The sequence below is a fragment of the Sorangium sp. So ce1504 genome (genome assembly GCF_051521635.1).
Classification (GTDB): domain Bacteria; phylum Myxococcota_A; class Polyangia; order Polyangiales; family Polyangiaceae; genus Sorangium; species Sorangium cellulosum_B.
In genome coordinates this window covers 321,679-344,151 of the sequence record NZ_CP150365.1, presented here as the reverse complement: position 1 = coordinate 344,151, position 22,473 = coordinate 321,679, and the positions used below count along the sequence as shown (strand labels likewise).

Below are 22,473 nucleotides of genomic sequence, written 5' to 3'. Positions count from 1 at the left end.
CCTGGGGACGCTCCTCGCGCCCCGGCCCGCGGCCGCGATGCACCTCGCGGAAGGCGTCCTGCCGCTCGGCTGGTGCGCCTTCTGGAACGCGCTCGCCCTGCCCTTCGTCGCGATCGCCCTCCACCTGCTCCGGCGCCGCACCGAGCAGGACGCCTTCTACAAGCCGTTCGTCGGCCTCATCGCGGCCGCCGTCTTCGCGATCTCGTGCATGCCCGTGCCGGTGCCGACCGCCGGGACCTGCTCCCACCCGTGCGGCACAGGGCTCGCGGCGGTGCTCATCGGCCCCTGGATGACCGTGCTCGTCACCGTGGTGGCGCTCCTTATCCAGGCCCTCTTCCTCGCGCACGGCGGCCTCACCACGCTCGGCGCCGACGTCGCGTCGATGGGCATCGCGGGCGCCTTCACCGGATATTTCGCCTTCCATGTCGCGCGGCGCTGCGGCGCGAACCTCTGGGTCGCGGGCTTCCTCGCGGGCGTGACGTCGGACTGGGCAACCTACGCCACCACGGCGCTCGCGCTCGCGCTCGGGCTCTCGGGCGAGGGATCGGTGACGTCCATGTTCACGGGCGTCGCCCTCGCCTTCGTCCCCACCCAGCTCCCGCTCGGCCTGCTCGAGGGCGTCATGACCGCGGGGGCGCTCGCCTTCCTGCGCGCCCGGCGGCCCGACATCCTGGACCGGCTCCAGGTCGTCCGGCTCGCCCCGGGGGTGTCGTGACGCGGCGGCTCGGACAGCGCCCGCTGTCAGCGCCGCTCGCGCGGCGAGCGTGCGCGGCAGCGCTCCAGCTCGCCGGTTCATTCTGGCTCGCCGCCTGCGGCAACGCGTCCTGGGACGGCGTCGACGAGGCCGTGGTGCGCCGCGTCGCCGAGGACGCAGGGCGCCACGACACGGGGCCGCTGTTCGCGGGCCTCGAGGGCGACCTCCTGCTGTTCGCGTTCCTCTGGGCCGGGCTCCTCGCCGGCTTCGCCCTCGGCTATTTCTCGCGCGTGCTCTTCGTCGAGCGCGCGGGCGCGCCGGCGGGCAAGGCCGTCGGCGAAGGCCTCCGTGCGGACTGACCCGCCCGCGCGGCTCCGCGACGTGGACGCCCGGCTCCGCCTCGGGGCCGCCGTGGCGGCGTGCTGCGTCGCCGCGGGCGCGCGCTCGCCCGTCACGCCCGCCGCGCTGCTCCTCCTCGCGTGCGCGGCCCTCCGCCTCCAGGGCACGCCGGCGCGCGCCGTCCTCGGCGCCGCCGCGCCCGCCGCGTGGATCGGAGCGGTCGCGGCGGCGCTCGCGCTCGCGCTCACGCCGGGGACGCCGCTCCTCCCCGGCGCGCCGTTCCCGGCCGACGCGATCACGGCCGAGGGGGCCCGCCGCGCCGTGGCCATCGGCGCGCGCGTCCTCGCGGCGGCCGCGGTGCTCCGGTGGCTCGCCGGCGCCGCCGCGCCCGCCGAGCTCGAGGCGGCGCTCGCCGGGCTCGGCGTCCCCGCGGCCCTTGTCGAGCTGCTCGCGCTGACGCGGCGCTTCGCCGGCGTGCTCCAGCGCGCGGCCGACAGCGCGTGGAGCGCCGCCGCGCTCCGCGGTGGGTTCACACGCCCCGGCGCTGCGGCGCGCTCGGCCGGCGCCGTCGCGGGCGTCGTGGCGCTCCGGACGCTGGAGCGCTCCGAGAGCGCCGCGCTCGCGATGCAGCTCCGCGGCTACCAGGGGAAGCTCCCCGTCGCCGACCGAAGGACGAGCGCGCCCGCCGCGAACGTCGCGTTCGCCGCCGCCGCCCTCGCGGCCCTCGGGCTCAGCGTCGCCGCGGGAGAGGCCGGATGATCGCGCTGCGCGCCCCCCGGCTCGGCTACCGGCGCGGCGAGCCCGTGCTGCGCGACGTGCGCCTCGACGTCGCCGAGGGCGAGTCCGTCGCGGTGCTCGGCGGCAACGGCGCCGGCAAGACCGCGCTGCTCCGGACGCTCGTCGGGCTCCTCCCGGCGCCCGGCGGCGGCGTCGAGATCGCGGGCCGCCGCGTGGCCTCGCCCTCGGACGCCGTCGCCGCGGGCGCCGCGCTCGTGCTCCAGGACCCGGACGACCAGCTGCTCGGCGCGACGCTCCTCGACGACGTCCTGTTCGGCCCGCGAAACCTCGGCCTGCCCGCGCCCGAGGCGCGCCGCCGCGCCGAGGCGGCGCTCGCCGCCGTGCAGATCGCCCACCTCGCCGATCGGGCCATCGAGGCGCTGAGCTTCGGCGAGCGCAAGCGCGCGTGCATCGCCGGGATGCTGGCGATGCGGCCGCGGGTGCTGCTGCTCGACGAGCCGACCGCGGGGCTCGACCCGGAGGGCGAGCTCGCCCTGTGCCAGACGCTGCGCGCGCTCTCCGAGCAGCAGGGGACCACGCTGGTCACCGCGACACACGCGGTGGATCTCGTGCCGCTCTTCGCCTCGCGCGCGGTCTTGCTGGGCGACGGTCAGGTCCTCGCGGACGGGCCGCCGCGGGAGGTGTTCGCGCGGGGGGAGCTCCTCGCGCGGGCGCGGGTGCGGCGGCCGTGGGTCGCCGAGCTCTGGACCCGGATGAGCCCTGTGCCGCCGCGGGGCGGCGCGGGGCTCCCGCTCACCCTGGAGGAGGCGCTCGCGTGCATGACGACGGTCTCCTGCTGATCGGCCACGGCAGCCGCGACGCCGCGTCGAACGCCGAGTTCGAGGCGATCGTGGCCGATTACGCCGCGGCGCGGCCCGAGATCGCCGTGCAGCACGGCTACATCGAGCTCGCGACGCCGCACCTCGCCGACGCGCTCGCGGCGCTCGCGGCGCGGGCGTCGCGGGTGGCGGTCGTGCCGCTCTTCCTGTTCGCGGCGGGGCACGTGAAGAACGACATCCCCCTCGCTCTCGAGCGGGCGCGGGCCGCGCACCCGGGCGTGCGCTTCTCGGCGGCGCGGCCGCTCGGCGTGCACCCGGCGCTCGCGGAGATCGCGTTCGAGCGCGCCGCGACCGCGCTGCCGGCCGACCCGGCCGCGCGGGCCCGGTCGGCGCTCGTCATCGTGGGGCGCGGGTCGAGCGACCCCGACGCGAACGGCGATTTCTGCAAGACGGCGCGCCTCATCGGCGAGGGCCGCGGGCTCCAGCTCGTCGAGCCGACCTTCATCGGCGTCACCCGGCCCTCGGTCGAGGAGACGCTGGAGCGGGTCGCGCGGCACCGACCGGAGCGCGTCGTGGTGGTCCCCTACTTCCTCTTCGCCGGGCGGCTCATGACGAAGCTCGCCGAGCAGGTCGACCGCTTCTCGTCGACATACCCGTGGATCCGGGCGTCGCTCGCGCCGCACCTCGGCCGGTCGAGCGCGCTCGAGGGCCTGATCGACGAGCGCGCGCGCCAGGCGTTCGCCGGTGAAGCGCCGCTCCCCTGCGACACGTGCATGTACCGCACCGCGCTGCCGGGGCTCGCCCGGGAGGTCGGCGGGCTCAAGGCGATGCTCTACAGCGTGCGCCACACGCTCACGCACACGCAGGCGTCGAACCACCCGCACGCCCACCGCTCGCTGCGCAAGCACGTGCTCGTCTGCGGGAACGCCGACTGCGTGGACCGCGGCAGCCTGGCGCTGCTCGAGTCGGTGCGCCGCCTCGTGAAGCAGGCGGGCCAGCAGCAGCAGATCCGCGTGACGAGGACGTCGTGCATGGGGCGCTGCGGCGAGGGGCCGACGGTCGCCGTCTACCCCGACGGGGTCTGGTACCGCGGCGTCCGCGAGGAGGACGCGAAGGACCTCGTCGAGGAGCACCTGCTCGGCGACCGGCTGGTGGCCCGGCTCGTCGACGACATCATGCAGTGAGGCGCGGCGCCGGGCGCCGCCCTCGAGCGTGAATCGCCGACGCGCGGAGCCTCCCCCGCAGCCCGCGCGCCATCTCGGCCGTCGTGGCCCTGCCCACGTCCCGCGCCAGGGCCGCCCCGGTTGACTCATATGTCCGATTCAGTCATATGAGTTCTGTGCCCGTCCGCCGCCCCGACAGACCCCGCGACCCTGCGCGGCGCACCAGGATCCTCGACGCCGCCAAGCGCCACTTCGTCGAGCGCGGCTTCAAGGGCACCAACCTCGACGCCGTCGCCGCCGAGGCCGGCTGCGCAAAGGGCGCCCTCTACCTCGAGTTCGCCGACAAGGAGTCCCTCCTGCGCGAGGTGGTGGAGCAAGCGTTCGCCACGATCCGCGCGCGCTTCGCCGCCGAGGTGCTCGGCCTGGAATCCCCGCTCGATCGCCTCGTCGCGACCCTCCGCTTCGCTTACCGACAGCAGGCGGCCGAGCCGCTCTTCGGCAAGCTCCTCCGCGAGGATCCCGACCTCCGCGCGCTCCGCCCGCTCGACGACGCCGCGAGCGCCGCCGCCGCGAAGGCGCAGATCGCCCAGATCAACGGCTGGGTCGACGAGGGCATCGCGCGCGGCGAGATCCGGCCCGACGTCGATCGCGACGCGATCCCCTTCGTCCTCGGCGTGCTGCGCTTCGCGCCCCAGCACCTCGGGCTGATCACGTCGTTCTGCGCCTTCGCCGGCGAGCGCACGCTCGACGCGATCGCCGACATCTTTCGCGCCGGCCTGGCCGCGCGTCCTGCAGCGACCCGCACGGAGACGACCTCCACGACGGCGATTCCCATGGAGCAGCGCGCGACCGCGTCGCGCGCAAGGAGCAAGCGATGAACCAGGCGATCGAGGTGAACGCGCTCGGCAAGCGCTTCGCGAAGGTCACGGCCGTCGACGGCGTGAGCTTCAGCGTCGCGGCCGGCGAGATCTTCGGCTTCATGGGGCACAACGGCGCCGGCAAGACCACGACGCTGCGTATGCTCCTCGGCCTGACCCGGCCCACCGCGGGCACCGCGCGCGTGCTCGGGCGCGACGTCGTCCACGAGACGCTCGAGGTCCGGCGGAACGCGGGTTACCTGCCCGCGTCGTATTCGCTGCCCCCCGACATGACGGCGCGCGGCTTCCTCCACTACATCGCCGCGATGTTCGCGCTGCCCGGCGACGTCGCGGCCGCGCGCGCCGGCGCCCTCCTGCGCCGCTTCGGGCTCGAGCGCGAGGCGGACCGCCCCCTGCGCGGCTTCTCCACCGGCATGGCCCAGAAGGTCGGCATCGCCCAGGCGCTGATCAACGAGCCCGCGGTGCTCCTGCTCGACGAGCCGACCTCGGGCCTCGATCCCCTCGGCCGCCACGAGCTCCTCGAGGTGCTCCGCGCGCTCGCGCGCGAGCGCGGCGTCACCATCGTGTTCTCGTCGCACATCCTCTCCGACGTCGAGGCCCTCTGCCGGCGCGTCGCGGTGATGCACCGCTCGCGCCTCGTCGCCTGCGACGAGGTCGAGCGCCTCAAGGACGCGCACGGGGCGCGCACCATGGACGATCTCTACCTCGCGCTCGTGCGCAGGGAGGCCGCGTGATCCGCCTCCTCTGGCTCGACTACCTCACGACGCTCCGCGAGCGGAAGACCTGGCTCTGCGTCGCGATGCTCGTCTACGCGCTGGTCGCGATCCCGGTCGTGCTCGCGCGGCCGCCCGATCACGTGCGCGCCGCGATCGCCGCGTGGTTCGGCGACGCCGCGCCGTTCCAGGTCTTCATGTACGTGTGGATCGACCTGACGATGAACAAGGTGATCGCGTTCATCCCCGTGGTGCTCGCCAGCGGCGTCGTGCTCCGCGAGCGCGACACCGGCGTGCTGCCGCTCCTCGCCAGCAAGCCGCTCTCGATCCCTCGCTACTTCGTGCTCCGCGCGCTCAGCGCGTGCGCGGTGATGGTGACCCTGCACGTCGCGACCCAGCTCGCCGGCGCCGCCTACTTCACGGCGCGCGTCCCCGGCTTCCGCCCCGGCCCCTTCCTCGGCGCGATGTCGCTCCACGCCTTCGCGGCGCTCTTCGCGACCGCGCTCTGCGCCGCGATCGCCGCGTGGGTGAGGCACCGCGGCGCCTCGGCGCTGATCGGGTTCGCCACGCTCGGGGGCCTCGTGGGCCTCTCGCTCATCGGCTTCTATCAGCCCGCCTGGCGGAGCCTCTCCCTCGCGAACCCGATCGCCCTCGGCGCGCTCGGCCTCGGGAGCCTCGACCACCTCGGCCCCGCCGTGCTCGGCCCCCCGATGCTCGCGCTCGCCGCGCTCACCGCCCTCACCATCGCGGTCGGCGCCGCGGGCGTCCGGAGGATGGAAGCATGACCTCGACGACCGCCCCCGCCGCGGGCTCGCTCCGCGGCTACTTCGCGCTCGAGGCGCGCCGCGCCCCGCGCCGCACCTCGCTCGTCGCGGCGGCCGCCGGCGTGCTCGTGGTGCTCGGCAGCCACGCGCTGATCGTGCGCCTGCCGGCGCAGGTCATCCGCTTCCTCGAGCAGGCGTTCGCGATCGAGGGGATGGCCGCCGTGCTCCTCATCAACGATCTCCTCGCCGCCTATTTCGTCGCGTACTTCGTCGCCCTGGCGGGCGTCGTCGACGCGACGGTCACGGCGCGAGAGGAGCATCGCCTCGAGCTCCTGCTCGCCAAGCCGATCCGCGCCCGGGTCTTCCTCGCCGCGCGCACGGCGCCCTCGCTGCTCGCCGGCGCCGGGGCGGGCGTGGTGGTCGCGGCCTCTACAGCGCTCGCCGTGGCGCCGCACATCGGCGCGAGCGACATGATCAGCGCGGCGGGCGCGCTCGGCGCCGGCCTCTTCCTCGTCGCGCTCTCGATCGCGCTGCTCTCGGCGCTCCTGCCGCTCCTGGTGCGGATGCGGGACGGCTTCCTCGCGCTCCTGGTCGCGTCGGGCGCCTGGATCGCGCCGCTGATGCCCACGGCGGCGTTCATCTACCGGCCCGACGCGTTCGAGGCGCACGCGGGGCTCAGGGAGGCGACGGTGCTCGCGTCGCTGCTCTGGAGCGACGCCACCTCGGCCTGGCTCGGCCCGGTCGCGCTGGCGATCGCCATCCCGCTCGCCCTGCTCTCCATCGCCGCCTCGGGCGTGCTCCTCGAGCGCACCGACGCGCTCTGAGCCCGGCGTGCGCCGCGGGGGTCGGGCGCGCCTCGCTCGCTCTCACGCGGCGGCGCGCGCGTCTCTTCTCCCCGCCTTCGTCTTTCCGCCCTCTCTCCTAGCTGGTACGAGGGCCCGATAGAAGGGAACCGATATGGCCTGTCACGAGATCGCCGCGCTCCGCCTTGGGCTCATGAACATCCTGGGCATCGATGATCCCGCCGAGCGCACGCACGAGCTCGCCGAGCTCGGCGCCGCGGCCGCCGAGCCCGGGCCCGTCTCGGCGATGCTGCGCGCCGGGGACCTGAAGAGCCTCTCGCGCCTCTTCGAGGGGTCGCTCGTGGAGCTCCAGGAGAAGGTCGCGAAGACCCCCGCCGGCGACCCGAAGCTGCCTTATCTGCGCTCGCTCCTCATCCTCACGAAGCAGGTCGAGCTCGACCTGCGCGCCCAGGTCGACGGGCTCGGCCGGCTCTACCGGGAGCTCGAGGAGATGCACGACTTCGTGCACGAGATCTACCCGGCCGAGTGAAGCGCGCGCCGCTCACCGGAGCGACCATGGGGCGCGTGATTGCGACCGCGCGGAGACAGGAGCGACGTCATGGCAACACAAGGCAACCCGAAGATCAGGATCGCCCACGCAACGCCGCTCGGCGACGCCGCCCGGCTGCTCCGGCTCGAGCGCGTCGACGGCGCCGAGGTCGGCTTCGCCGGCGGGCAGTACGTGATCATCAACACCGGCGTCACCCTGCCCGGCGGCAGGCTCGCGAAGCGCGCCTACTCGATGCTCTCCAGCGACGCCGAGCAGCGCGCGGTCGAGATCGCGGTGAAGCGCGTCGGGGCCGGGCCGGGCTCGAACGTGCTCAACGACATCGCCGTCGGCGCCGAGCTCGAGTGGAGCGGCCCCTGGGGCAAGCTGCGGCTCGCGCCGGGCTTCTCCGGCCGCGCGCTCGTGATCGCCACCGACACCGGCATCACCGCCGCCCTCGGGATCGCCCGGAGCGCGGCCGCCGCCGGCGCGGCGCAGCTCGACCTGCTCTGGCTCGTCGAGCCGGGCGAGACCTTCGCCTCCGAGCCGTTCGTCCGCGAGCGCCTCCCCGCCGCCGTCCGCCTCGCGGTCGCCCGCGATCTCCCCCCGATCGGCCACCCCGAGCGGCCGGCGCGCGCGTGCGCCCTCGTGGAGCGAGAGCTCGCGGCAGGGCCCCACGACGCCGTGCTCTGCGCCGGCGACGGCGCGATCCTCTACCCGCTCCGCGACCGGCTCGCCTCGCTCGGCGCGCCCGAGGGCAGCGTGCTCCTCGAGAGCTTCTTCAACAATCCGATGAAGAAATCCTCGTAATTGTTCAGGATCCCTGGATGGTAGAGGTCCGGCCGAGAGACCCGAAGGGGCAGCGCGAGGGGTTCACGACGGGCGCGTGCGCGGCCGCCGCGGCCAAGGCGGCGGCGCGCGTGCTCGCGCGCGGCGCGGCGGTCGACGCCATCGAGACCACCCTGCCGAACGGGCAGAAGGTCACCTTCCCGCTGAGGCGCTGCGATCGCGACGGGCCGCGCGCCACGTGCAGCGTCATCAAGGACGCCGGCGACGATCCCGACTGCACCCACGGCGCCGAGCTCGTCGCCGAGGTCGAGCTCCGCCGCGAGCCCGGCGTCGAGATCCGCGGCGGCGCGGGGGTCGCCGTCGTCACCAAGCCGGGGCTCGGGCTGCCCGTCGGCGCGCCGGCCGTGAACCCCGTGCCGCGCCGGAACATCACCGAGATGGTCCTCGAGGAGCTCGAGGGCTCGGGCTTCGCCGGGGCCACGGTGACCCTCAGCGTCCCCCAGGGCGAGGAGATGGCGAAGCAGACCATCAACGCGCGGCTCGGGCTCATCGGCGGCATCTCCATCCTCGGGACGAGCGGGATCGTGAAGCCGTACTCGACCGCCGCCTTCCGCGCGAGCGTCGTGCAGGCGATCGACGTCGCCGCCGAGCGCGGCATCGCGGCGCTGGCGCTGACGACCGGCGGCAAATCCGAGGCGTACGCGATGAAGCTCTACCCGGAGCTCCCGGAGGAGGCGTTCATCCAGGTGGGCGACTTCATCGGCACCGGGGTCCGCCACGCCGCGCGGCGGCGGATCGCCCGCGCGATCATCGTCGGCATGATCGGCAAGCTCTCGAAGATGGCCGACGGCAAGATGATGACGCACGCCGCCGGCTCGGAGGTGAGCATGGAGCTGCTCGCGCAGATCGCCGAGGAGCTCGGCGCGCGGCCGGAGATCGCCGCCGAGATCCGGCAGGCGAACACCGCGCGGCACGTGCTCGAGCTGTGCCAGCGCGAGGGGCTCACCGGCGTGCCCGGGGGGATCTGCCGGCGCGTCGTCGAGCACACCTCGCGTCACGCGGGCGGCGCCCTCGAGGTGCACGCCTGCCTTGTCGATTTCAACGGGGCGCTGCTCGGCCGGTATCCGGCCGGCGACGCCGGTGCCATCGGTGCGGACAGAGCGGAGAAGGCGGAGGAGCCATGAGTGGTGATGAGGTGCGCGCGGTGAACGACATGCGGCAGATGACCGCGCTCGGGCGGCGCATCGAGGACAAGAGCTTCGCGATCATCGACGAGGAGGTCGGCGCGCACGGCTTCCCGGAGGCCGAGTGGCAGGTCGTCCGCCGCGTGATCCACGCGACAGCCGACTTCGAGTTCTCGTCGCTCATGCGGCTCCACCCCGAGGCGATCGCGCGGGGCATCGCGGCGCTCCGGGGCGGCGCGCCGGTCCTCGTCGACGTGAAGATGATCGGCGTCGGCCTGAACGAGCAGCGGCTCGCGTCGTACGGCTGCGCGATCCACTGCTTCATCTCGGACGACGACGTCATCCAGGCCGCCTCCGCGGCCGGCTCGACCCGCGCGATCGAGTCGATGCGCAAGGCGCACCGGCTCGGGCTGCTCGACGGGGCGATCGTGGCGATCGGCAACGCGCCGACGGCGCTGCTCGAGGTCGTGCGCCTCGCCCGGGAGGAGGGGGCGCGGCCGGCGCTCGTGATCGGCGTGCCGGTCGGCTTCGTTTCGGCGGCGGAGTCCAAGGAGGCCCTGCTCGAGTCCGGGCTCCCCTCCATCGTGGCGCGCGGCCGCAAGGGCGGCAGCCCCATCGCCGTCGCGATCGTCCACGCGCTGCTGCTCCTGTCGTCGGAATCGGCGGCATCGCCGGGATCGACAGGATCCGCGGGCTCCGCCGGCCCGGCCGGGCCGTCCAAGGTGGCGCGATGAGCGCGCGCCGCGCCGTCACCGTCGTCGGCATCGGCGACGACGGGTGCGCCAGCCTGTCGAGCCGCGCCGCGTCCGCGGTCGCCCGCGCCGAGGTGCTCGTGGGGGGCGAGCGGCACCTCGAGTTCTTCCCGCAGTTCCGCGGCGAGAAGATCGCCCTGAAGGGTGGCCTGTCCGCGGCGCTCGACCGCGTGGACGCCCTGTCCGCCGAGCAGAACGTGTGCATCCTCGCCTCGGGCGACCCGCTGTTCTTCGGCGTCGGCGCGCTCGTCGTCCGGAAGCTCGGCGGCGAGCACGTCGAGATCATCCCGAGCCTGAGCTCGGTCCAGTGGGCGTTCGCGCGCACCGGCATCGCCTGGGACGACGCCGCGTTCGTCTCGGTCCACGGGCGCTCCCCCGAGGGGTTCGCGACGCGCCTCCGCCGCCTCTCGAAGGTCGCGGTGCTGACCGACGGAGAGAACAGCCCGGCCCGCCTCGCGGCGCGGCTCCTCGAGCACGGCGACGCCGGCTGGAAGGCGTGGGTCTGCGAGAGCCTCGCGGGCGCCGGCGAGCGCGTGCGCGCGTTCGACCTCGCCGCGCTCGCCGCCTGCGAGGACATCGGCCCGCTGAACGTGCTCCTGCTCCTGCGGAGCGATCCCGCATGGCGCCCGCCGCCGGCCATCCCCTACCTGCACGAGGACGCGTTCGCGAAGCGCATGCCGAAGAACGGCCTGATCACGAAGCGCGAGGTGCGCATGCTCTCGATCGCGTCGATGGCGATCCGCCCCGACGCGGTCGTCTGGGACGTCGGCGCCGGCTCGGGGTCGGTCTCGATCGAGGCGGCGATGCTCTGCCCCCTCGGGCGGGTCCATGCGATCGAGGTCGACCCGGAGGGCGTGGAGATCTGCCGCGACAACGTCCGCACGCACGGCGTCGACAACGTGCGCGTCGTCGCGGGCCGCGCGCCCGAGGCGCTCGCGGCGCTCGAGGACCCGGACGCGGTGTTCGTCGGAGGGAGCAAGGGGAGCATGGAGGAGATCGTCACGGTGGCGCTCGATCGGCTGCGCCCCGGCGGCCGGCTCGTGGTCAACGCCATCACGATGGAGAACGTCGCCGAGACGTACCGCGCGCTGCGGGCGCGGGGGCTCGACCCCGAGGTCACGCTGCTCTCGGTCTCGCGCGGCGTCCCGCTCGCGCGCTACGTGCGGTACGAGGCGCTGAACCCGATCCACATCTTCGCCGCGACCAAGCCGGCGAACGCCGAGGAAGCCGTGGAGGGCGCAGCGCCGACCCAGCCCGCGGCCGGCGGCGCGCCGCGGTCCACCTCGGAGGCGTCATGAGCGGCCTCGGCAAGCTCTACGGCGTCGGCGTCGGCCCCGGCGCGCCGGACCTGCTCACGCTGCGCGCCGTGCGCGTGCTGCAGGAGGCGGACGTGCTCGCGCTCCCCCGCAGCTCGGACTTCGGCGCCTCGATGGCCTACCGGATCCTCGAGCCCGTCGTCGGCAAGCAGCGGGACAAGGAGCGGCTGCTCCTCACCTTCCCCATGAGCAAGGATCCGGATCGCGTCCGCCCCTACGTGGACGCGGCCGTCGAGAAGATCGGCGACCGGCTCTCGCGCGGCCTCACCGTGGCGTTCGCCACCGAGGGGGATCCGTCGCTCTTCAGCACCTTTGTCTATGTGCGCCGCGAGGCGCTCCGCCGCTTCCCCGGGCTCGAGGTCGAGGTCGTCCCCGGCGTCACCTCGGTCACGGCGGTCCCTGCCGTGAGCGGGCTCGCGCTCGCCGACGGGCAGGAGCGGATCGCCATCCTGCCCGCCACGTACGGCGTCGACGACCTGACCGACGTCCTCCAGCGCTTCGACACGGTGGTCCTCATGAAGATCGGCTCGGAGATGCCGAAGGTGACCGAGGCGCTCACGCGCGCTGGCCTCCTCGATCGGGCCGTGTTCGTGTCCAAGGCGACGATGCCCGAGCAGCGGATCGTCCGCGACCTCCGGGCCGCGCAGGGCGAGCGGGGCGACTGCTTCGCCATGGTCGTTGTCACGCGCGGGGAGCGGAGCGGGCTGCTCGTCGGGGAGGCCCCGGCCTCGCCGCCGGGCGGCTTCGACAAGGCTGTTACCGAACCGGAGGCCCCATGATCGCCGAGCGCAAGCCCTACGCCATCTACGCCATCACGCGGCACGGGATCTCCATCGCGCGCAAGCTCATCGAGGGGCTGCCGGGCGCGGATCTCTACGTGTCGCAGAAGCTGTTCGACGGGGCGCCGGCCGGTGCGAAGCCGCTCCCGCTGCCGATGGGGCCGCTCTTGAACGAGGCGTTCACGGCCTACGACTGCCACGTCTTCGTGATCAGCGTCGGGGCGGTCGTGCGCATGATCGCGCCGCTGCTCAAGAACAAGAAGGTCGATCCTGCGGTCGTGTGCGTCGACGACACGGCGCGCTTCTCGATCTGCGTGCTCTCCGGGCACGTCGGGCGGGGCAACGCGTTCACCGAGAAGGTGGCCGGGCTGCTGGGCGCGCAGCCGGTGGTGACCACGGCGTCCGACGCGCTCGGGACGCTGACGGTCGACATCCTCGGTCGGGCCCTCGGGTGGACCCTTGACGATCCCGACCGCAACGTGACGCGCGGCTGCGCCGCCGTCGTGAACGCCGCGCCGGTGCTGTTCGTCCAGGAGACCGGCGAGCCCTCGTTCTGGCCCGAGGCGACGCCGCTGCCGCCGGGCGTGCGTTACGCGACGTCGCTCGACGGCGTGGACCCCGGCGCGTGGGAGATCCTGCTCGTCGCGAGCGACCGCGACCTCTCCCGCTCGCACCCCGAGATCGTCGAGCGCGCCGTCGTCTACCGGCCGAAGAGCCTGGTCCTCGGCGTCGGCTGCGATCGCGGCGCGCCGCTCGACATGGTGGAGCGCGGCGTCGACCGGCTGCTCGAGGAGCACGGGCTGTCGGCGAGATCGGTGAAGGCGCTGGCGACGATCGACAAGAAGGCCGACGAGGAAGCGCTGCTCGCGCTGTCGGCGCGGCGGGGGTGGCCGCTTGTCACGTTCACGCCCGAGGAGCTCGACGCGACCGAGGGCATCGAGAACCCGTCGGAGACGGTGAAGAAGCACGTCGGCGCCCGGGGCGTCGCCGAGCCGGCCGCGCTGCGGGCGGCGGGGGCCGCGAGGCTGCTCGTGCCGAAGCGGGCGTACACCGAGGAGGGCGTGGGGCGGTCCATGACGCTCGCGGTGGCGCGCGTCCCCTTCTCGAAGCGCAACGTGGAGGAGAGCCATGGGTGACAGCAAAGGAGTCCTGTCGATCGTCGGGATCGGCCCTGGCGCCGAGGAGCACGCGTCCCGCGCCGCCCTCGAGGCGATCGCGGCCTCGGACCTCATCGTCGGGTACACGACGTACATCCGGCTGGTGAAGCACCTGATCGAGGGCAAGGAGGTGATCAAGACCGGCATGACCGAGGAGATCGGCCGGGCGCGCGCCGCGGTGGAGCGGGCGCGGGACGGGGCGCGCGTGGCGATCATCTCGTCGGGCGACGCGGGCGTTTACGGCATGGCCGGGCTCGTCTTCCAGGTGCTCGAGGAGATCGGCTGGAAGCGGGGCGAGTCGCCGGAGCTCCGCCTCGTGCCCGGGATGACGGCGCTCAACGCGTGCGCGTCGCTCGTCGGCGCGCCGCTCGGCCACGACTTCTGCGCCATCTCGCTCTCCGACCTCCTGACCCCGTGGCCGGTCATCGAGCGGCGGCTCGAGGCCGCGGCCGCGGCCGACTTCGTCATCGGCCTTTACAACCCGGCGAGCGGGCGGCGCACACGCCAGATCGTGCGGGCACAGGAGATCATCCGCCTGCACCGCGCGGGCACGACGCCGGTCGCGCTGGTGAAGAGCGCCTACCGCAAGCTGGAGAGCGCCGTGCTCACCGATCTCGACCATTTCCTCGAGTACGAGATCGGGATGCTGACGACGGTGCTCGTCGGGTCGACCAACACCTTCATGTTCGAGGGCTACATGGTCACCCCGCGCGGGTATACCAACAAGTACACATGGGATGGAGCCGCGCTCCCCGGCCAGACGCCGGGGCGCTCGCTCGTGCTCTCGGACGAGAGCGGCACCGCGGAGGAGGTCTAGATGGCACGCGTAGGGAGGCTGGGCGGCGCGATCCTCGCCGAGACCCAGGGGGCGTATTACCTCGTCGGCAACACCAAGGCGCCGTGCGACTTCCGCGCGGCGGGGTTCGAGCCGCCGGACGAGGTCGACCTCGTGAAGGGGGCCTATGTCCGGCTCAAGCCGCTTCGCGACGCGGGCGAGATCGAGGTGGCTCCGCCGGTGCTGCTGCTCGACGTCGAGGGCGAGGAGCTCGCGAAGAAGCTGGTCCACCGCTTCGTGATCGACCGGAATGGCTCGGTGAGCGAGCGGCTGTGGCGGCTCGTCTACAGCCACGACGACCCGCTCGACGACGCCGAGGCGCCGGTCGAGCGGGACGCGCGCTGGCTGGGCGGGATCCCCGAGCCGATCTGGCAGCTCGTGCGCGACAACGTCCTGCGCTGCCTGTAGTCCGATCGGGCACGGGGAGGACGCTCAGGCAGCTCGCCCGGACGTCGGGGTGTTTGAGGCCGCCCGCACACTGGCCTCGCGGAGACACCCCCGGCAGGGCGCGTCCCTCTGGTTCGTCTGACGGTGAAGCAGGTTCCGGACCTCGTTCAAGCGCGATTCGGTAGCTCAATGTCGAGCACCGCACTCGCATAGAGGATCGGGAGCTTCTCCCGTAACCATAGTGTCTTCCACGTGCGCCGGTAGGTGCGGACCCCGATGTTCGCGAGCAGCCGGACCTTCTCCGTCTCGCGCGCGACCTTGAGCACCAGGAAGCTCCTGAAATCGTTCTTGCCCTCGAGCGCGCGTCGGACGCGATACACCCACCCGATGTCGCGATCGCCTTCGCCCGAGACGTCCAGCTCTGTCTGGCCGATGTCGATCGTGAAGGGGCCGGCCAGCACCTTCGCCTCCGCCGCCGCGTCGACGCCTGCGCGGGGCACGGCTTCTGTCTCGACGGAGAACTTCATGGACGCTTCCAGCGCGACGGAGAGCTGGGCCGAGGCCTGGAAATACGCGGCGTGCACGCGCTGCGGGAAGACCTCGACGGCCCGCGACGCGCGCGGCCCGTCGACACCGTCACGGATCTTCACCACGAACTCGGCATGGTCCGGCGATTCGTCGTCGTCGAGGCGCAGGCTGAACGTGAGCGCCACGAGGAGGAACTCATAACGTTGCTCCTCGCTCGCCACGCGGAGGGGCGGAGGGAGCTCTCGACCGAGCGCCGCATAGAGCGGCAGGAGCGGCGTCGTCTCTGCAAATGGCGCGACGCGCACCCCCCTCCGGACGAGCCCGATCGCGTCTTCCGGATCCGAAGCCACCGCCGCGGCGGGGCGGAACGGGTCGAAGAACGCCTCGAGCTCCGGCCCGGCGGGCGCCTCGCCGTCACCACGGGCCGCCTCCCGGAGCGCTTCTTCCCAGCTCGCCACGGCTTCGGCCGGCAGCACCGCGATGACCTCGCGCATCGATACCTCCAACCGTCAATAGAGCCGACTCGACCCGCCCGGACAAGGCCCGCGCGCCACGCCGCTTGCCGGCGAGCGACGGCTGCGGGTACCCTCGCGGCGTGACCGCGTGCGTCGGCCGCCTGGTTCGCCTGCTCGGACGCATCGGGCTCGTGCTGGGCTTCGCCTCTCTCGGGCGCGAGGCCTACGGTCAGGCTGCCGCAGGGCCATGCCCGTGGGGCCGCGATCCCGCGACGTTGAAGTGCCTCCCCGAGCCGATCAAGCCGCCGCCTCCTCCTCCTCCGACGCTGGAGCTCACGAGCTCGCCGAGCGAGGCGGAGGTGTTCCGCGTCCCGGCGGCACTGGAAGGGTGCCAGTCGGCCGAGGGACCATCCCTCGGCCAGACGCCTTTGACGCTGACGCCAAAGAGCGGGTTGCGATCGGGCACGCAGAAATTCTGCCTGAAAGCGGCGGGGTTCGGGCCGATGCCCGTCTCGGTGAAGGTCGCCCCGTCGGGGCTCACCAGACCGCCTCCCGTCACGCTGGCCCCGTTCGTGCGGGTCAAGCTCAGGTGGGATCCGGCGTGCGCTTACCCCAGTCCACCCGAGTGGATCCTCATCGTCCCGGAGGCTTCCGACGCGAAGGTCGAGCCGTGGAGGGCCCCCTTTCCGCCTGATCCCATGCCGCTCCCGCAGGGCGATCACGGGTTTGTTGTGTCGGCGGACGAGTTCAAAAAGAAGGAGATCACCGTGACGGTGGGGGCGCCGGGCGGTCCCGACCTGGATGCCCCCATCTGCCTCGAACCGGCGACGTGGGTCACGATTCGCAACGGGGAGAAGAAGCACCCGCTCGATGGCCTGTTCATCCAGCTGGTGAATCGTGAAAAGCGGGTGCTGTGGCGCGGTGAGGCCCCCGTCGGATCGAAGTCCGTCGAGGTGCCTGTGCGGCCGAGGGATGTCGAGGACATCCGGGTCTTCGCAGACCGCGATTATACCCGGCGCGTGCCGGAGCAGCACGTTGGGCCCCAACACGGGAGGACCGGCAAGGCGGAGAAGTCCATGCAGAGCGCCGAGGAGCTGGCCCGGTGGGAGGTGTGGCTCGATCTACGCTCCGAAAAAAAGGAAGGCGACGCGAATCACAAATTGATTCGCAAATCGATGACGGAAAAGTGCCTCGATCGCGACGACAGCAATGGCGGCCAGTATTGTGCGAGCGAAGCCTACCTGCGCGTCCACAAGGACCACGTGAACCCGTCGAGCGCGAAGGTCCTGGAGCTCCTCAGGGCCGGCTGCCGGAAGGGCGACATCGCCTCTTGCGCGGCAATGCCCTCGCCGGACGCAGGTGCGCTCGTCAAGCTCGACGCGCAGTGCCAACAGGGCACCGCCGACCTCTCGTGGCTCGCGTGTGTGCGCCGCCGGCAGGTCTCGCGCCCGGGAAGCGCGTTCCTCTACCTCGATCACGTCGCGGCTCCCTACGAGTTCGAGACGACGCTAGACATCAGCTTCGGCGGAGCGACGGCCCTGACGGTCCAGGGGCGGCCGGGGCTCGTGCAGTGGGCCGAACTGGGGTTTGTGGTATTTCCGACGGAATTGTTCGGCGTAAAGTTCGCGTTGCGTCCGATCGACATCGCCGTCCTGCCGGCGCAGAGCGAGTCGGGCCGGCCTCGCGGCTACTTCGGCCTCGCGGGCGCCGGCCTGGAGCTCGGGGCCTCGGTCAACGCTGCGCCGAGCGTGCGCCTGGATCTCGCCGGCTTCGTGACCGGGTACTACACAGCCTCAGCCTCCAGCGCCGGCGGCTACCTCGAGGTGAACGTCTCCATTCCGACGACGGACGACGAGTTCCTTCTTCAGCTCCGCGCCCGCGGCGGGCTCGCGCGCTTCCCGCAGTTCACGTCCATCCGCGACGACGAGCGCGTGCCGCAGGGCGGCGCCGTGCGTCCATTCGTCGGGTTGGGGGCCAACTGGGGGACTCGGGAGCGATGAGGGCTCATCGCTCCGGAAACACGTCCTCGAAGCGCCGGACGCGCTGGGGCCCCACCTCGTCGAACCGCTCGATGCGCGCGCTCTTCCCGTAACGGATCGTCAGGCCGAAGCGGCGCTGGGCCGCCTCCCACGATCGATCGGTCGAGCGCTCCCACGCGTGCAGCCTCATCCTCCCGACGAGCGGGACCGCGGCCACGACCTGCGTCTGCCAGGCTCCGACCGCCACATCGACCGGGCTCTCGTCCAGGGGCGTCACGTCGGGCTGGCCCTCCCGCACGAGCACCAGCCAGGTCCGAGATGGGCTCGGGCCATCGCCCGCGTCGACCAGCAGTCCCGCGACATGATCCTCGTCGACGCCCGCCACCGCCCGAACGAAGCACGACGGCGCGTTGCAGAGGGTCAGGGGCCATTGCTGCTGGATGGCCAGGTGATCGGCCGAACGCGCCAGCACACCGAGAATGGGTACGGTCACGGTTTCTCGTTCGACAAAGCTCTCCGTGCCGAACGCGGCGAGGCGCGGATTCCCCGCGAAGCTCGCGAGCGCATGAACGAGCGGGAGGCGGAGCTCCGGGCCGCCGTTCACCTTCACGCGGCCCTCGCGGCCGGCCGTGGCGATGAGCAGCTGGTCGCCGAGCCACGCCGCCGCGCGGGCGCCATAACCTCCGTCTACCGGAGGCGACTTGTTTCCTTTGGTCAGCCCCTCGAACCAGGCGTCAAGACGGGCGATCGACTGCCGCCCGTAGGTCCCGTCGGAGCAGACGTAAGCGATCATCGCGCCATCGCTGGACGGCTTGATCTCCAAGCTGATGACGTATGTCGACCGGCGCGCGTCCCGCGCTCCCTGCGCAGGGCATACCGGCAGCGTCACCGCGCCTTCCCCTCGATTGATCACCAGCGCATCGTCCGCGGCGCCGATCGACCAGCTCCCCTCAGGCCGGATCTGCACGCGCCGGGTCCCGGATCCGGCGATTGATATCGGCGCGCGGTCCGGGCGAAAAACGACGAGCTTCCCCGAGCACGAGGCGGTCAGCGTGTCATCTGAGAGCTCCAGCCGATCGCAGGTCTCCTTCCGCCGCTCCTTGCAGCGCTTCTCCTCCGTGTCCTCGTTGAGCCGCGCGGGGAGCCAGAGCGTGGCTGCGATGTCCAGCTCCGGCGCGGCGGGCACACGGTCAGCCCCACGACGCGCGGCGGCGAACGCGCGGACAACAGCCGCCTCCTCGGAGCACGCCGCGGCGCGGAGCTGGTCGGCGAGCTCGTCGAGCTCTCTCCCGCGTCGCTCCCAGTAGGCGCGCGCCGCCTCGCGCGCGGGCGAGCCGTCGCCGGCGAGCCCGTAGGCCTGGAGGCTGCTCCAGATCGCCGAAGCATTGTCGTCGTCCGTGGCCTTCTGGATCACCTCGGCGCCCCGTCGCGCCTTCTCCTCGCTCGCCTCCTGCGCCGTTCGCTCCCTGTTGCGCTTCCACATGACCCCGCCCGTCCCGGCGCCCGCGACGACGACCGCGGCGAGCAGGGCCCAGACCCACCGCGGCACGGGCGGCGCGGGCAGGATCTCCCGGACCCAGCGCTCGTCGAACCGCAGCCCGTAGATGCGATTGCGCAGGCGGAGGCTGCCATCGGCGTTCCGGTGGACCAGGCCGGCGAGGAGCAGGGCCTCCTCGTCGCGCTCGGGCACACCGGGCACGCTCTTGCGCTTGAGCATGGTGAGGTAGCGCGAGCGCGCGTGCGAGGATCCGGCGATGCGCTCCCGGACGATCTGCTCGATCCGGTTGAAGTGGACCTTGAACGTGGTCGGGTCGTTGATCTCCGCGAGCGCGAAGGCCTCGACGTCGGAGCTGCGCGCCCGCGCGGCCTTCTCGCACAGCGCGCTCGTGAGGAACGGCTGTCCCGACGTCCAAGCGAGGATCTCGTCGACGACCGCCGCGCCCGGGAGCCCGTGGCCGGCGAGGTAGACATCGAGCGGCGTCATGTCGCAGCGCTCGCGCGAGAAATCGGTGAGGCGGATGGTGCTGCCCACGTTGTACGGCGTGCTGGTCGAGCGCTTGATGAGCTCGTCCGCGGTGAGGACCCCGACCAGGCAGAAGGTCAGCCGGGCGAGCTCCGGCTGCGAGGCGCGCTCGTTGTGGAGGGAGCGAATTGTGAGGAAGAGGTCGTCCGTGAAACCGAGGCCTTGCGTGACGTCGACCTCGTCGAAGACAACGACGATCGATGTCGGATCCGCCAGCAAGAACGCTTCGACGAACGCCTGGAAGCGAGCGCCCATGGCCTCCTCCGCCGGCCGCTCGGACCACCACGCCTTGAAGGGCCGGCTCGCGCCCATGCTCAGCGCCATCTTGAGGAGCAGAGCTCGGTACCACGCTGTCCCGTCCTTCAGCTGGTTTCCGCCGAGCGCGCTCAGGTCGACCGACACCACCCGGATGCCCGCCGCATGGAGGCGCTGCATGGCCCGATGGACGAGGCTCGATTTCCCCATCTGGCGCGACGTGAGGATGTTGCAATACGTGCCGGCCGCGAGGAGGTCATAGACCTCCTCGTCCTCGGGTCGCGTGATGTAGATCGCGAGGTCGGGCACCGTCCCCCCGACCTTGATGGGCTGCAGCTGACGGATGTCGTCCGGCGGGCTCACGTGAGGGCGCCGAAGAACTGCGCGTAGGCGAGGTTCAACGCGACGAAGCGCGGCGCTGGACGGCCCTCGGCGCGCACGAGCCCGAGCGTCACCAGCGCGGCGGCGGCTCTCGCTTCCACCGGGGAGAGCGTCCTGTTGTGGACGATCTTGCGCATCACGGAGACGAGCTTCGGTTGGTCCGGGAGCTGCGGCGGGATGCTCTCGATTCGACTCAGCAGGGCCTTGAGGCTCATGGAGAAGGGCCCGGTCAAGGAGCCGCACTGCTCGTGAAGAAAGGCGACGCGGTCGCGGATTTCGGCCGACGTCGGCGGCGCCGAGGGCTTGCCTTTCCCGGGGGCGAGCACGTAGGCCAGGGCCTGCCGGGTGAGGGCGGGGTGCCCGCCCGTGGCTTGATGGAGCAGATCGACCTGGGCCGCCCCCAATCTGAAGCTCGCCCGCTCCGCGACGATCGCGATGTCACCAGGCGCGAACGTACCGAGCTCGATCGGCCCCTTGTCGATGTTGAACGGCGACCGCGTGATGTCCGTCATGAGGTCGGACGGCTCGGTCGCGATGCACAGCACGAAGCTGCAGCTCAGGTGGACGGCGTCGATCCAGGAGCGGATCGACGAGAAGAACTCCTCGGCGTAGGGGCGCTCGATCACGCGGTCCACCCCGTCCAGGATGAGGACCAGCCGAGGCATTTCCTCGAGGGCCATCATCAGAACCTCCTCGAAATCCGTCGGGCTCTCGAGCGGCTGCGTCGGGAGCGGGAGCTTCAGCCCTTTGCAGAAGACGCGCGCGAGGTCGTTCAGGAACGTCACGTACCCGCGGTTCTCTCCGTCGTCCTTCGGCAGCCGTCCGAACGAGCGAAAATTGATCAGCAGCACCGGGCGCCCCTCATCCTCGCAGCGCTGACGCAGGCGCAGGGCGAGGCTCGTTTTACCGAAGCCGGACGGGCTCAACATCGTGAGCACGAATGTCTCCGAGCCCATGCGATCGTACGCGTCGGCGTCCACGGGCCGCTCCAGATAGAAGAGATCGCCAGGCGGGAGGGCCCCCGCGCTCATCCGGATGCGCTGGAAGTCGGCTTTCGGGAGCGACGGAGGCGCGGCCGGTGCCTGGGGGGCGCCGGGCTCGACGGCCTGGTGGCCGATCGCCGCCATGACGGCGCGGACAGCGCTGGGCGTGTCCTGCTCGCCGCGCCATGGCGCGTACTGGAGCCGCCCGAGGTAGGTGTCGAACTCGAAGGGCAGCGCTTCCAGCGCCGGGTCACGCACAGGGAGCAGGATCGGCCGTCCGGTCTGCCGCCATCGGGCGTACGCGATCCGCACCTCTTGCAGGAGCATCTGGCTCTCCAGCGAGTCGGGCGTGAGGACGGGGACGAACACGTCGGCCCGCTCCAGCGTGGTCTGGATGCGCCGGGCCCAGTCCTCTCCGACCTTGATGTCGAGATCGACGAATGCCTCGTGCCCCGCGCCCTGGAGCGCGCGCTGGAGCTCCGCGACGAACGTGGCTTCCGGCTCTTTGCGACGGTAGGCGAGGAACACGCGCGACGAGCCCGCGATCGAGCGGAGGAACGAGGGGATCGACTGGAGGAGCCGGGTCGGGACCGCGAACGCCTTCGCGAACGCCGGGCTCACCGAGGGCTTGCCGCCGCCGTCCGGCGCGACGCGCTTGTAGAGCTGGTGACTGACCAGGCCGACGACCCCTCGCTCGGTGAGGACGGGCGCGCCGGACATCCCCTCGATTGGAGCCGGGTCCCCGTTGACGTGGAGCGAGAGCAGCCAGCCGTCGGTGCCCGCGGCGCGCCGGGCGATCGACCCGTCGACCGTGCCACCCAGCCAGAGCGGCGCCCGCTCGATGGAGAGCGGGTGGCCGAAACTCCGCCAGTCAGGGTGCTCGGCGAGATCCTCCCCCGAGAGCGGGAGGCAAGCGGTCCCTTCGACCTGGCGCGCAAGCTCGAGAACCGCGATGTCGAGGCCGACGTCCGGATCGAAGCGCTCGAAGACGACCTTGAACGGGACCTCCGACGCGTCTCGCGCCTGGGTGAAGGAGATGCTCCCCTGCGCAGCCTTCTCCTCCGCTGGCCCGCGCAGGCAATGGGCACATGTGAGGACGCGCGTCGGCGTCACAAGGAAACCCGTGCCGTAGACCGAGCCCCCTCGATTGAGCGTCGCGCGGATCCGCCCGACGGACCTCGGGAGCGCGTCGTGCTGTAGGGTCATACCGTGGCCTCTCGCCCAGGATCGGGAG

At 72.4% G+C, this 22,473-nt stretch carries 21 protein-coding genes and 1 pseudogene; 18 read left to right on the top strand and 4 right to left on the bottom strand.

The window, feature by feature from the left end:
• Position 1 precedes the first annotated feature (1 nt).
• The 17 genes and pseudogenes from WMF39_RS01355 to cobJ all read left to right on the top strand — a co-directional run bounded on the left by WMF39_RS01355 (position 2) and on the right by cobJ (position 14,656).
• A complete protein-coding gene (locus tag WMF39_RS01355; protein ID WP_437748147.1) occupies positions 2–715 on the top strand; it encodes an energy-coupling factor ABC transporter permease in 714 nt (237 codons plus the stop codon).
• Positions 712–1,053 (top strand): hypothetical protein, encoded by a 342-nt coding sequence (locus WMF39_RS01350; RefSeq protein ID WP_437743749.1) that lies wholly within the window; start codon positions 712–714, stop codon positions 1,051–1,053. Before WMF39_RS01355 ends, WMF39_RS01350 begins: the two co-directional genes overlap by 4 nt.
• Positions 1,043–1,792, top strand: a complete 750-nt coding sequence (locus WMF39_RS01345; protein WP_437743748.1) for a CbiQ family ECF transporter T component — start codon at positions 1,043–1,045, stop codon at positions 1,790–1,792. Before WMF39_RS01350 ends, WMF39_RS01345 begins: the two co-directional genes overlap by 11 nt.
• Positions 1,789–2,610: an energy-coupling factor ABC transporter ATP-binding protein gene (locus WMF39_RS01340; RefSeq protein WP_437743747.1), complete on the top strand. Its 822-nt coding sequence runs from the start codon at positions 1,789–1,791 to the stop codon at positions 2,608–2,610. Before WMF39_RS01345 ends, WMF39_RS01340 begins: the two co-directional genes overlap by 4 nt.
• Complete coding sequence (locus WMF39_RS01335; protein ID WP_437743746.1) at positions 2,586–3,773, top strand: CbiX/SirB N-terminal domain-containing protein; 1,188 nt, start codon at positions 2,586–2,588, stop codon at positions 3,771–3,773. The genes WMF39_RS01340 and WMF39_RS01335 overlap by 25 nt, the downstream gene beginning before the upstream one ends.
• Before the next feature lie 146 nt (positions 3,774–3,919).
• Positions 3,920–4,630 (top strand): TetR/AcrR family transcriptional regulator, encoded by a 711-nt coding sequence (locus tag WMF39_RS01330; RefSeq protein WP_437743745.1) that lies wholly within the window; start codon positions 3,920–3,922, stop codon positions 4,628–4,630.
• Complete coding sequence (locus WMF39_RS01325; protein WP_437297316.1) at positions 4,627–5,364, top strand: ABC transporter ATP-binding protein; 738 nt, start codon at positions 4,627–4,629, stop codon at positions 5,362–5,364. The genes WMF39_RS01330 and WMF39_RS01325 overlap by 4 nt, the downstream gene beginning before the upstream one ends.
• Complete coding sequence (locus tag WMF39_RS01320) at positions 5,361–6,128, top strand: hypothetical protein (protein WP_437743744.1); 768 nt, start codon at positions 5,361–5,363, stop codon at positions 6,126–6,128. The genes WMF39_RS01325 and WMF39_RS01320 overlap by 4 nt, the downstream gene beginning before the upstream one ends.
• Entirely contained in the window at positions 6,125–6,931 is an 807-nt protein-coding gene (locus tag WMF39_RS01315; protein WP_437743743.1) for a hypothetical protein, read from the top strand. Before WMF39_RS01320 ends, WMF39_RS01315 begins: the two co-directional genes overlap by 4 nt.
• Before the next feature lie 133 nt (positions 6,932–7,064).
• The gene (locus WMF39_RS01310) at positions 7,065–7,439 is read left to right on the top strand and encodes a DUF3209 family protein (RefSeq protein ID WP_437743742.1); all 375 of its coding nucleotides are present in this window, start codon (positions 7,065–7,067) and stop codon (positions 7,437–7,439) included.
• 69 nt (positions 7,440–7,508) lie between these two features.
• Positions 7,509–8,246 (top strand): FAD-dependent oxidoreductase, encoded by a 738-nt coding sequence (locus tag WMF39_RS01305; RefSeq protein ID WP_437743741.1) that lies wholly within the window; start codon positions 7,509–7,511, stop codon positions 8,244–8,246.
• 17 nt (positions 8,247–8,263) lie between these two features.
• The gene (locus WMF39_RS01300; protein WP_437743740.1) at positions 8,264–9,409 is read left to right on the top strand and encodes a cobalt-precorrin-5B (C(1))-methyltransferase; all 1,146 of its coding nucleotides are present in this window, start codon (positions 8,264–8,266) and stop codon (positions 9,407–9,409) included.
• Entirely contained in the window at positions 9,406–10,143 is a 738-nt protein-coding gene (locus tag WMF39_RS01295; protein ID WP_437743739.1) for a precorrin-8X methylmutase, read from the top strand. Before WMF39_RS01300 ends, WMF39_RS01295 begins: the two co-directional genes overlap by 4 nt.
• Entirely contained in the window at positions 10,140–11,459 is a 1,320-nt protein-coding gene (gene cbiE, locus WMF39_RS01290) for a precorrin-6y C5,15-methyltransferase (decarboxylating) subunit CbiE (protein WP_437743738.1), read from the top strand. Before WMF39_RS01295 ends, cbiE begins: the two co-directional genes overlap by 4 nt.
• Entirely contained in the window at positions 11,456–12,256 is an 801-nt protein-coding gene (gene cobI, locus WMF39_RS01285; RefSeq protein ID WP_437743737.1) for a precorrin-2 C(20)-methyltransferase, read from the top strand. The genes cbiE and cobI overlap by 4 nt, the downstream gene beginning before the upstream one ends.
• Complete coding sequence (locus tag WMF39_RS01280; RefSeq protein ID WP_437743736.1) at positions 12,253–13,392, top strand: cobalt-precorrin 5A hydrolase; 1,140 nt, start codon at positions 12,253–12,255, stop codon at positions 13,390–13,392. Before cobI ends, WMF39_RS01280 begins: the two co-directional genes overlap by 4 nt.
• A pseudogene (gene cobJ / locus WMF39_RS01275) lies at positions 13,385–14,656 on the top strand (precorrin-3B C(17)-methyltransferase). The gene WMF39_RS01280 and the pseudogene cobJ overlap by 8 nt, the downstream one beginning before the upstream one ends.
• 146 nt (positions 14,657–14,802) lie before the next feature.
• Here the strand turns inward: cobJ and WMF39_RS01270 are convergent.
• Together WMF39_RS01270 and WMF39_RS01265 are read right to left on the bottom strand one after the other, a co-directional pair.
• Positions 14,803–15,657, bottom strand: a complete 855-nt coding sequence (locus tag WMF39_RS01270; protein ID WP_437743735.1) for a hypothetical protein — start codon at positions 15,655–15,657, stop codon at positions 14,803–14,805.
• Between the two features lie 190 nt (positions 15,658–15,847).
• Complete coding sequence (locus tag WMF39_RS01265; RefSeq protein WP_437743734.1) at positions 15,848–16,201, bottom strand: hypothetical protein; 354 nt, start codon at positions 16,199–16,201, stop codon at positions 15,848–15,850.
• 148 nt (positions 16,202–16,349) lie between these two features.
• Between WMF39_RS01265 and WMF39_RS01260 the strand changes: the two genes are divergently transcribed.
• The gene (locus tag WMF39_RS01260; RefSeq protein WP_437743733.1) at positions 16,350–17,618 is read left to right on the top strand and encodes a hypothetical protein; all 1,269 of its coding nucleotides are present in this window, start codon (positions 16,350–16,352) and stop codon (positions 17,616–17,618) included.
• Between the two features lie 4 nt (positions 17,619–17,622).
• Here WMF39_RS01260 and WMF39_RS01255 read toward each other — a convergent pair whose 3' ends face one another.
• Together WMF39_RS01255 and WMF39_RS01250 are read right to left on the bottom strand one after the other, a co-directional pair.
• Positions 17,623–20,238: an AAA-like domain-containing protein gene (locus tag WMF39_RS01255; protein ID WP_437743732.1), complete on the bottom strand. Its 2,616-nt coding sequence runs from the start codon at positions 20,236–20,238 to the stop codon at positions 17,623–17,625.
• Positions 20,235–22,445 carry an AAA-like domain-containing protein gene (locus WMF39_RS01250; RefSeq protein WP_437743731.1) on the bottom strand — a complete coding sequence of 737 codons (2,211 nt, stop codon included), beginning with the start codon at positions 22,443–22,445 and terminating at the stop codon, positions 20,235–20,237. Before WMF39_RS01250 ends, WMF39_RS01255 begins: the two co-directional genes overlap by 4 nt.
• Between the last annotated feature and the right edge of the window lie 28 nt (positions 22,446–22,473).

Excerpts from the sequence above, each read along its gene's own strand:
- WMF39_RS01310 (WP_437743742.1), top strand. The coding sequence starts at position 7,065 with ATGGCCTGTCACGAGATCGCCGCGCTCCGCCTTGGGCTCATGAACATC.
- WMF39_RS01300 (WP_437743740.1), top strand. The coding sequence starts at position 8,264 with ATGGTAGAGGTCCGGCCGAGAGACCCGAAGGGGCAGCGCGAGGGGTTC.
- WMF39_RS01315 (WP_437743743.1), top strand. The coding sequence starts at position 6,125 with ATGACCTCGACGACCGCCCCCGCCGCGGGCTCGCTCCGCGGCTACTTC.
- WMF39_RS01270 (WP_437743735.1), bottom strand. The coding sequence starts at position 15,657 with ATGCGCGAGGTCATCGCGGTGCTGCCGGCCGAAGCCGTGGCGAGCTGG.
- WMF39_RS01250 (WP_437743731.1), bottom strand. The coding sequence starts at position 22,445 with ATGACCCTACAGCACGACGCGCTCCCGAGGTCCGTCGGGCGGATCCGC.
- WMF39_RS01280 (WP_437743736.1), top strand. The coding sequence starts at position 12,253 with ATGATCGCCGAGCGCAAGCCCTACGCCATCTACGCCATCACGCGGCAC.
- cbiE (WP_437743738.1), top strand. The coding sequence starts at position 10,140 with ATGAGCGCGCGCCGCGCCGTCACCGTCGTCGGCATCGGCGACGACGGG.
- WMF39_RS01305 (WP_437743741.1), top strand. The coding sequence starts at position 7,509 with ATGGCAACACAAGGCAACCCGAAGATCAGGATCGCCCACGCAACGCCG.
- WMF39_RS01295 (WP_437743739.1), top strand. The coding sequence starts at position 9,406 with ATGAGTGGTGATGAGGTGCGCGCGGTGAACGACATGCGGCAGATGACC.
- WMF39_RS01330 (WP_437743745.1), top strand. The coding sequence starts at position 3,920 with ATGAGTTCTGTGCCCGTCCGCCGCCCCGACAGACCCCGCGACCCTGCG.
- WMF39_RS01325 (WP_437297316.1), top strand. The coding sequence starts at position 4,627 with ATGAACCAGGCGATCGAGGTGAACGCGCTCGGCAAGCGCTTCGCGAAG.
- WMF39_RS01340 (WP_437743747.1), top strand. The coding sequence starts at position 1,789 with ATGATCGCGCTGCGCGCCCCCCGGCTCGGCTACCGGCGCGGCGAGCCC.
- cobI (WP_437743737.1), top strand. The coding sequence starts at position 11,456 with ATGAGCGGCCTCGGCAAGCTCTACGGCGTCGGCGTCGGCCCCGGCGCG.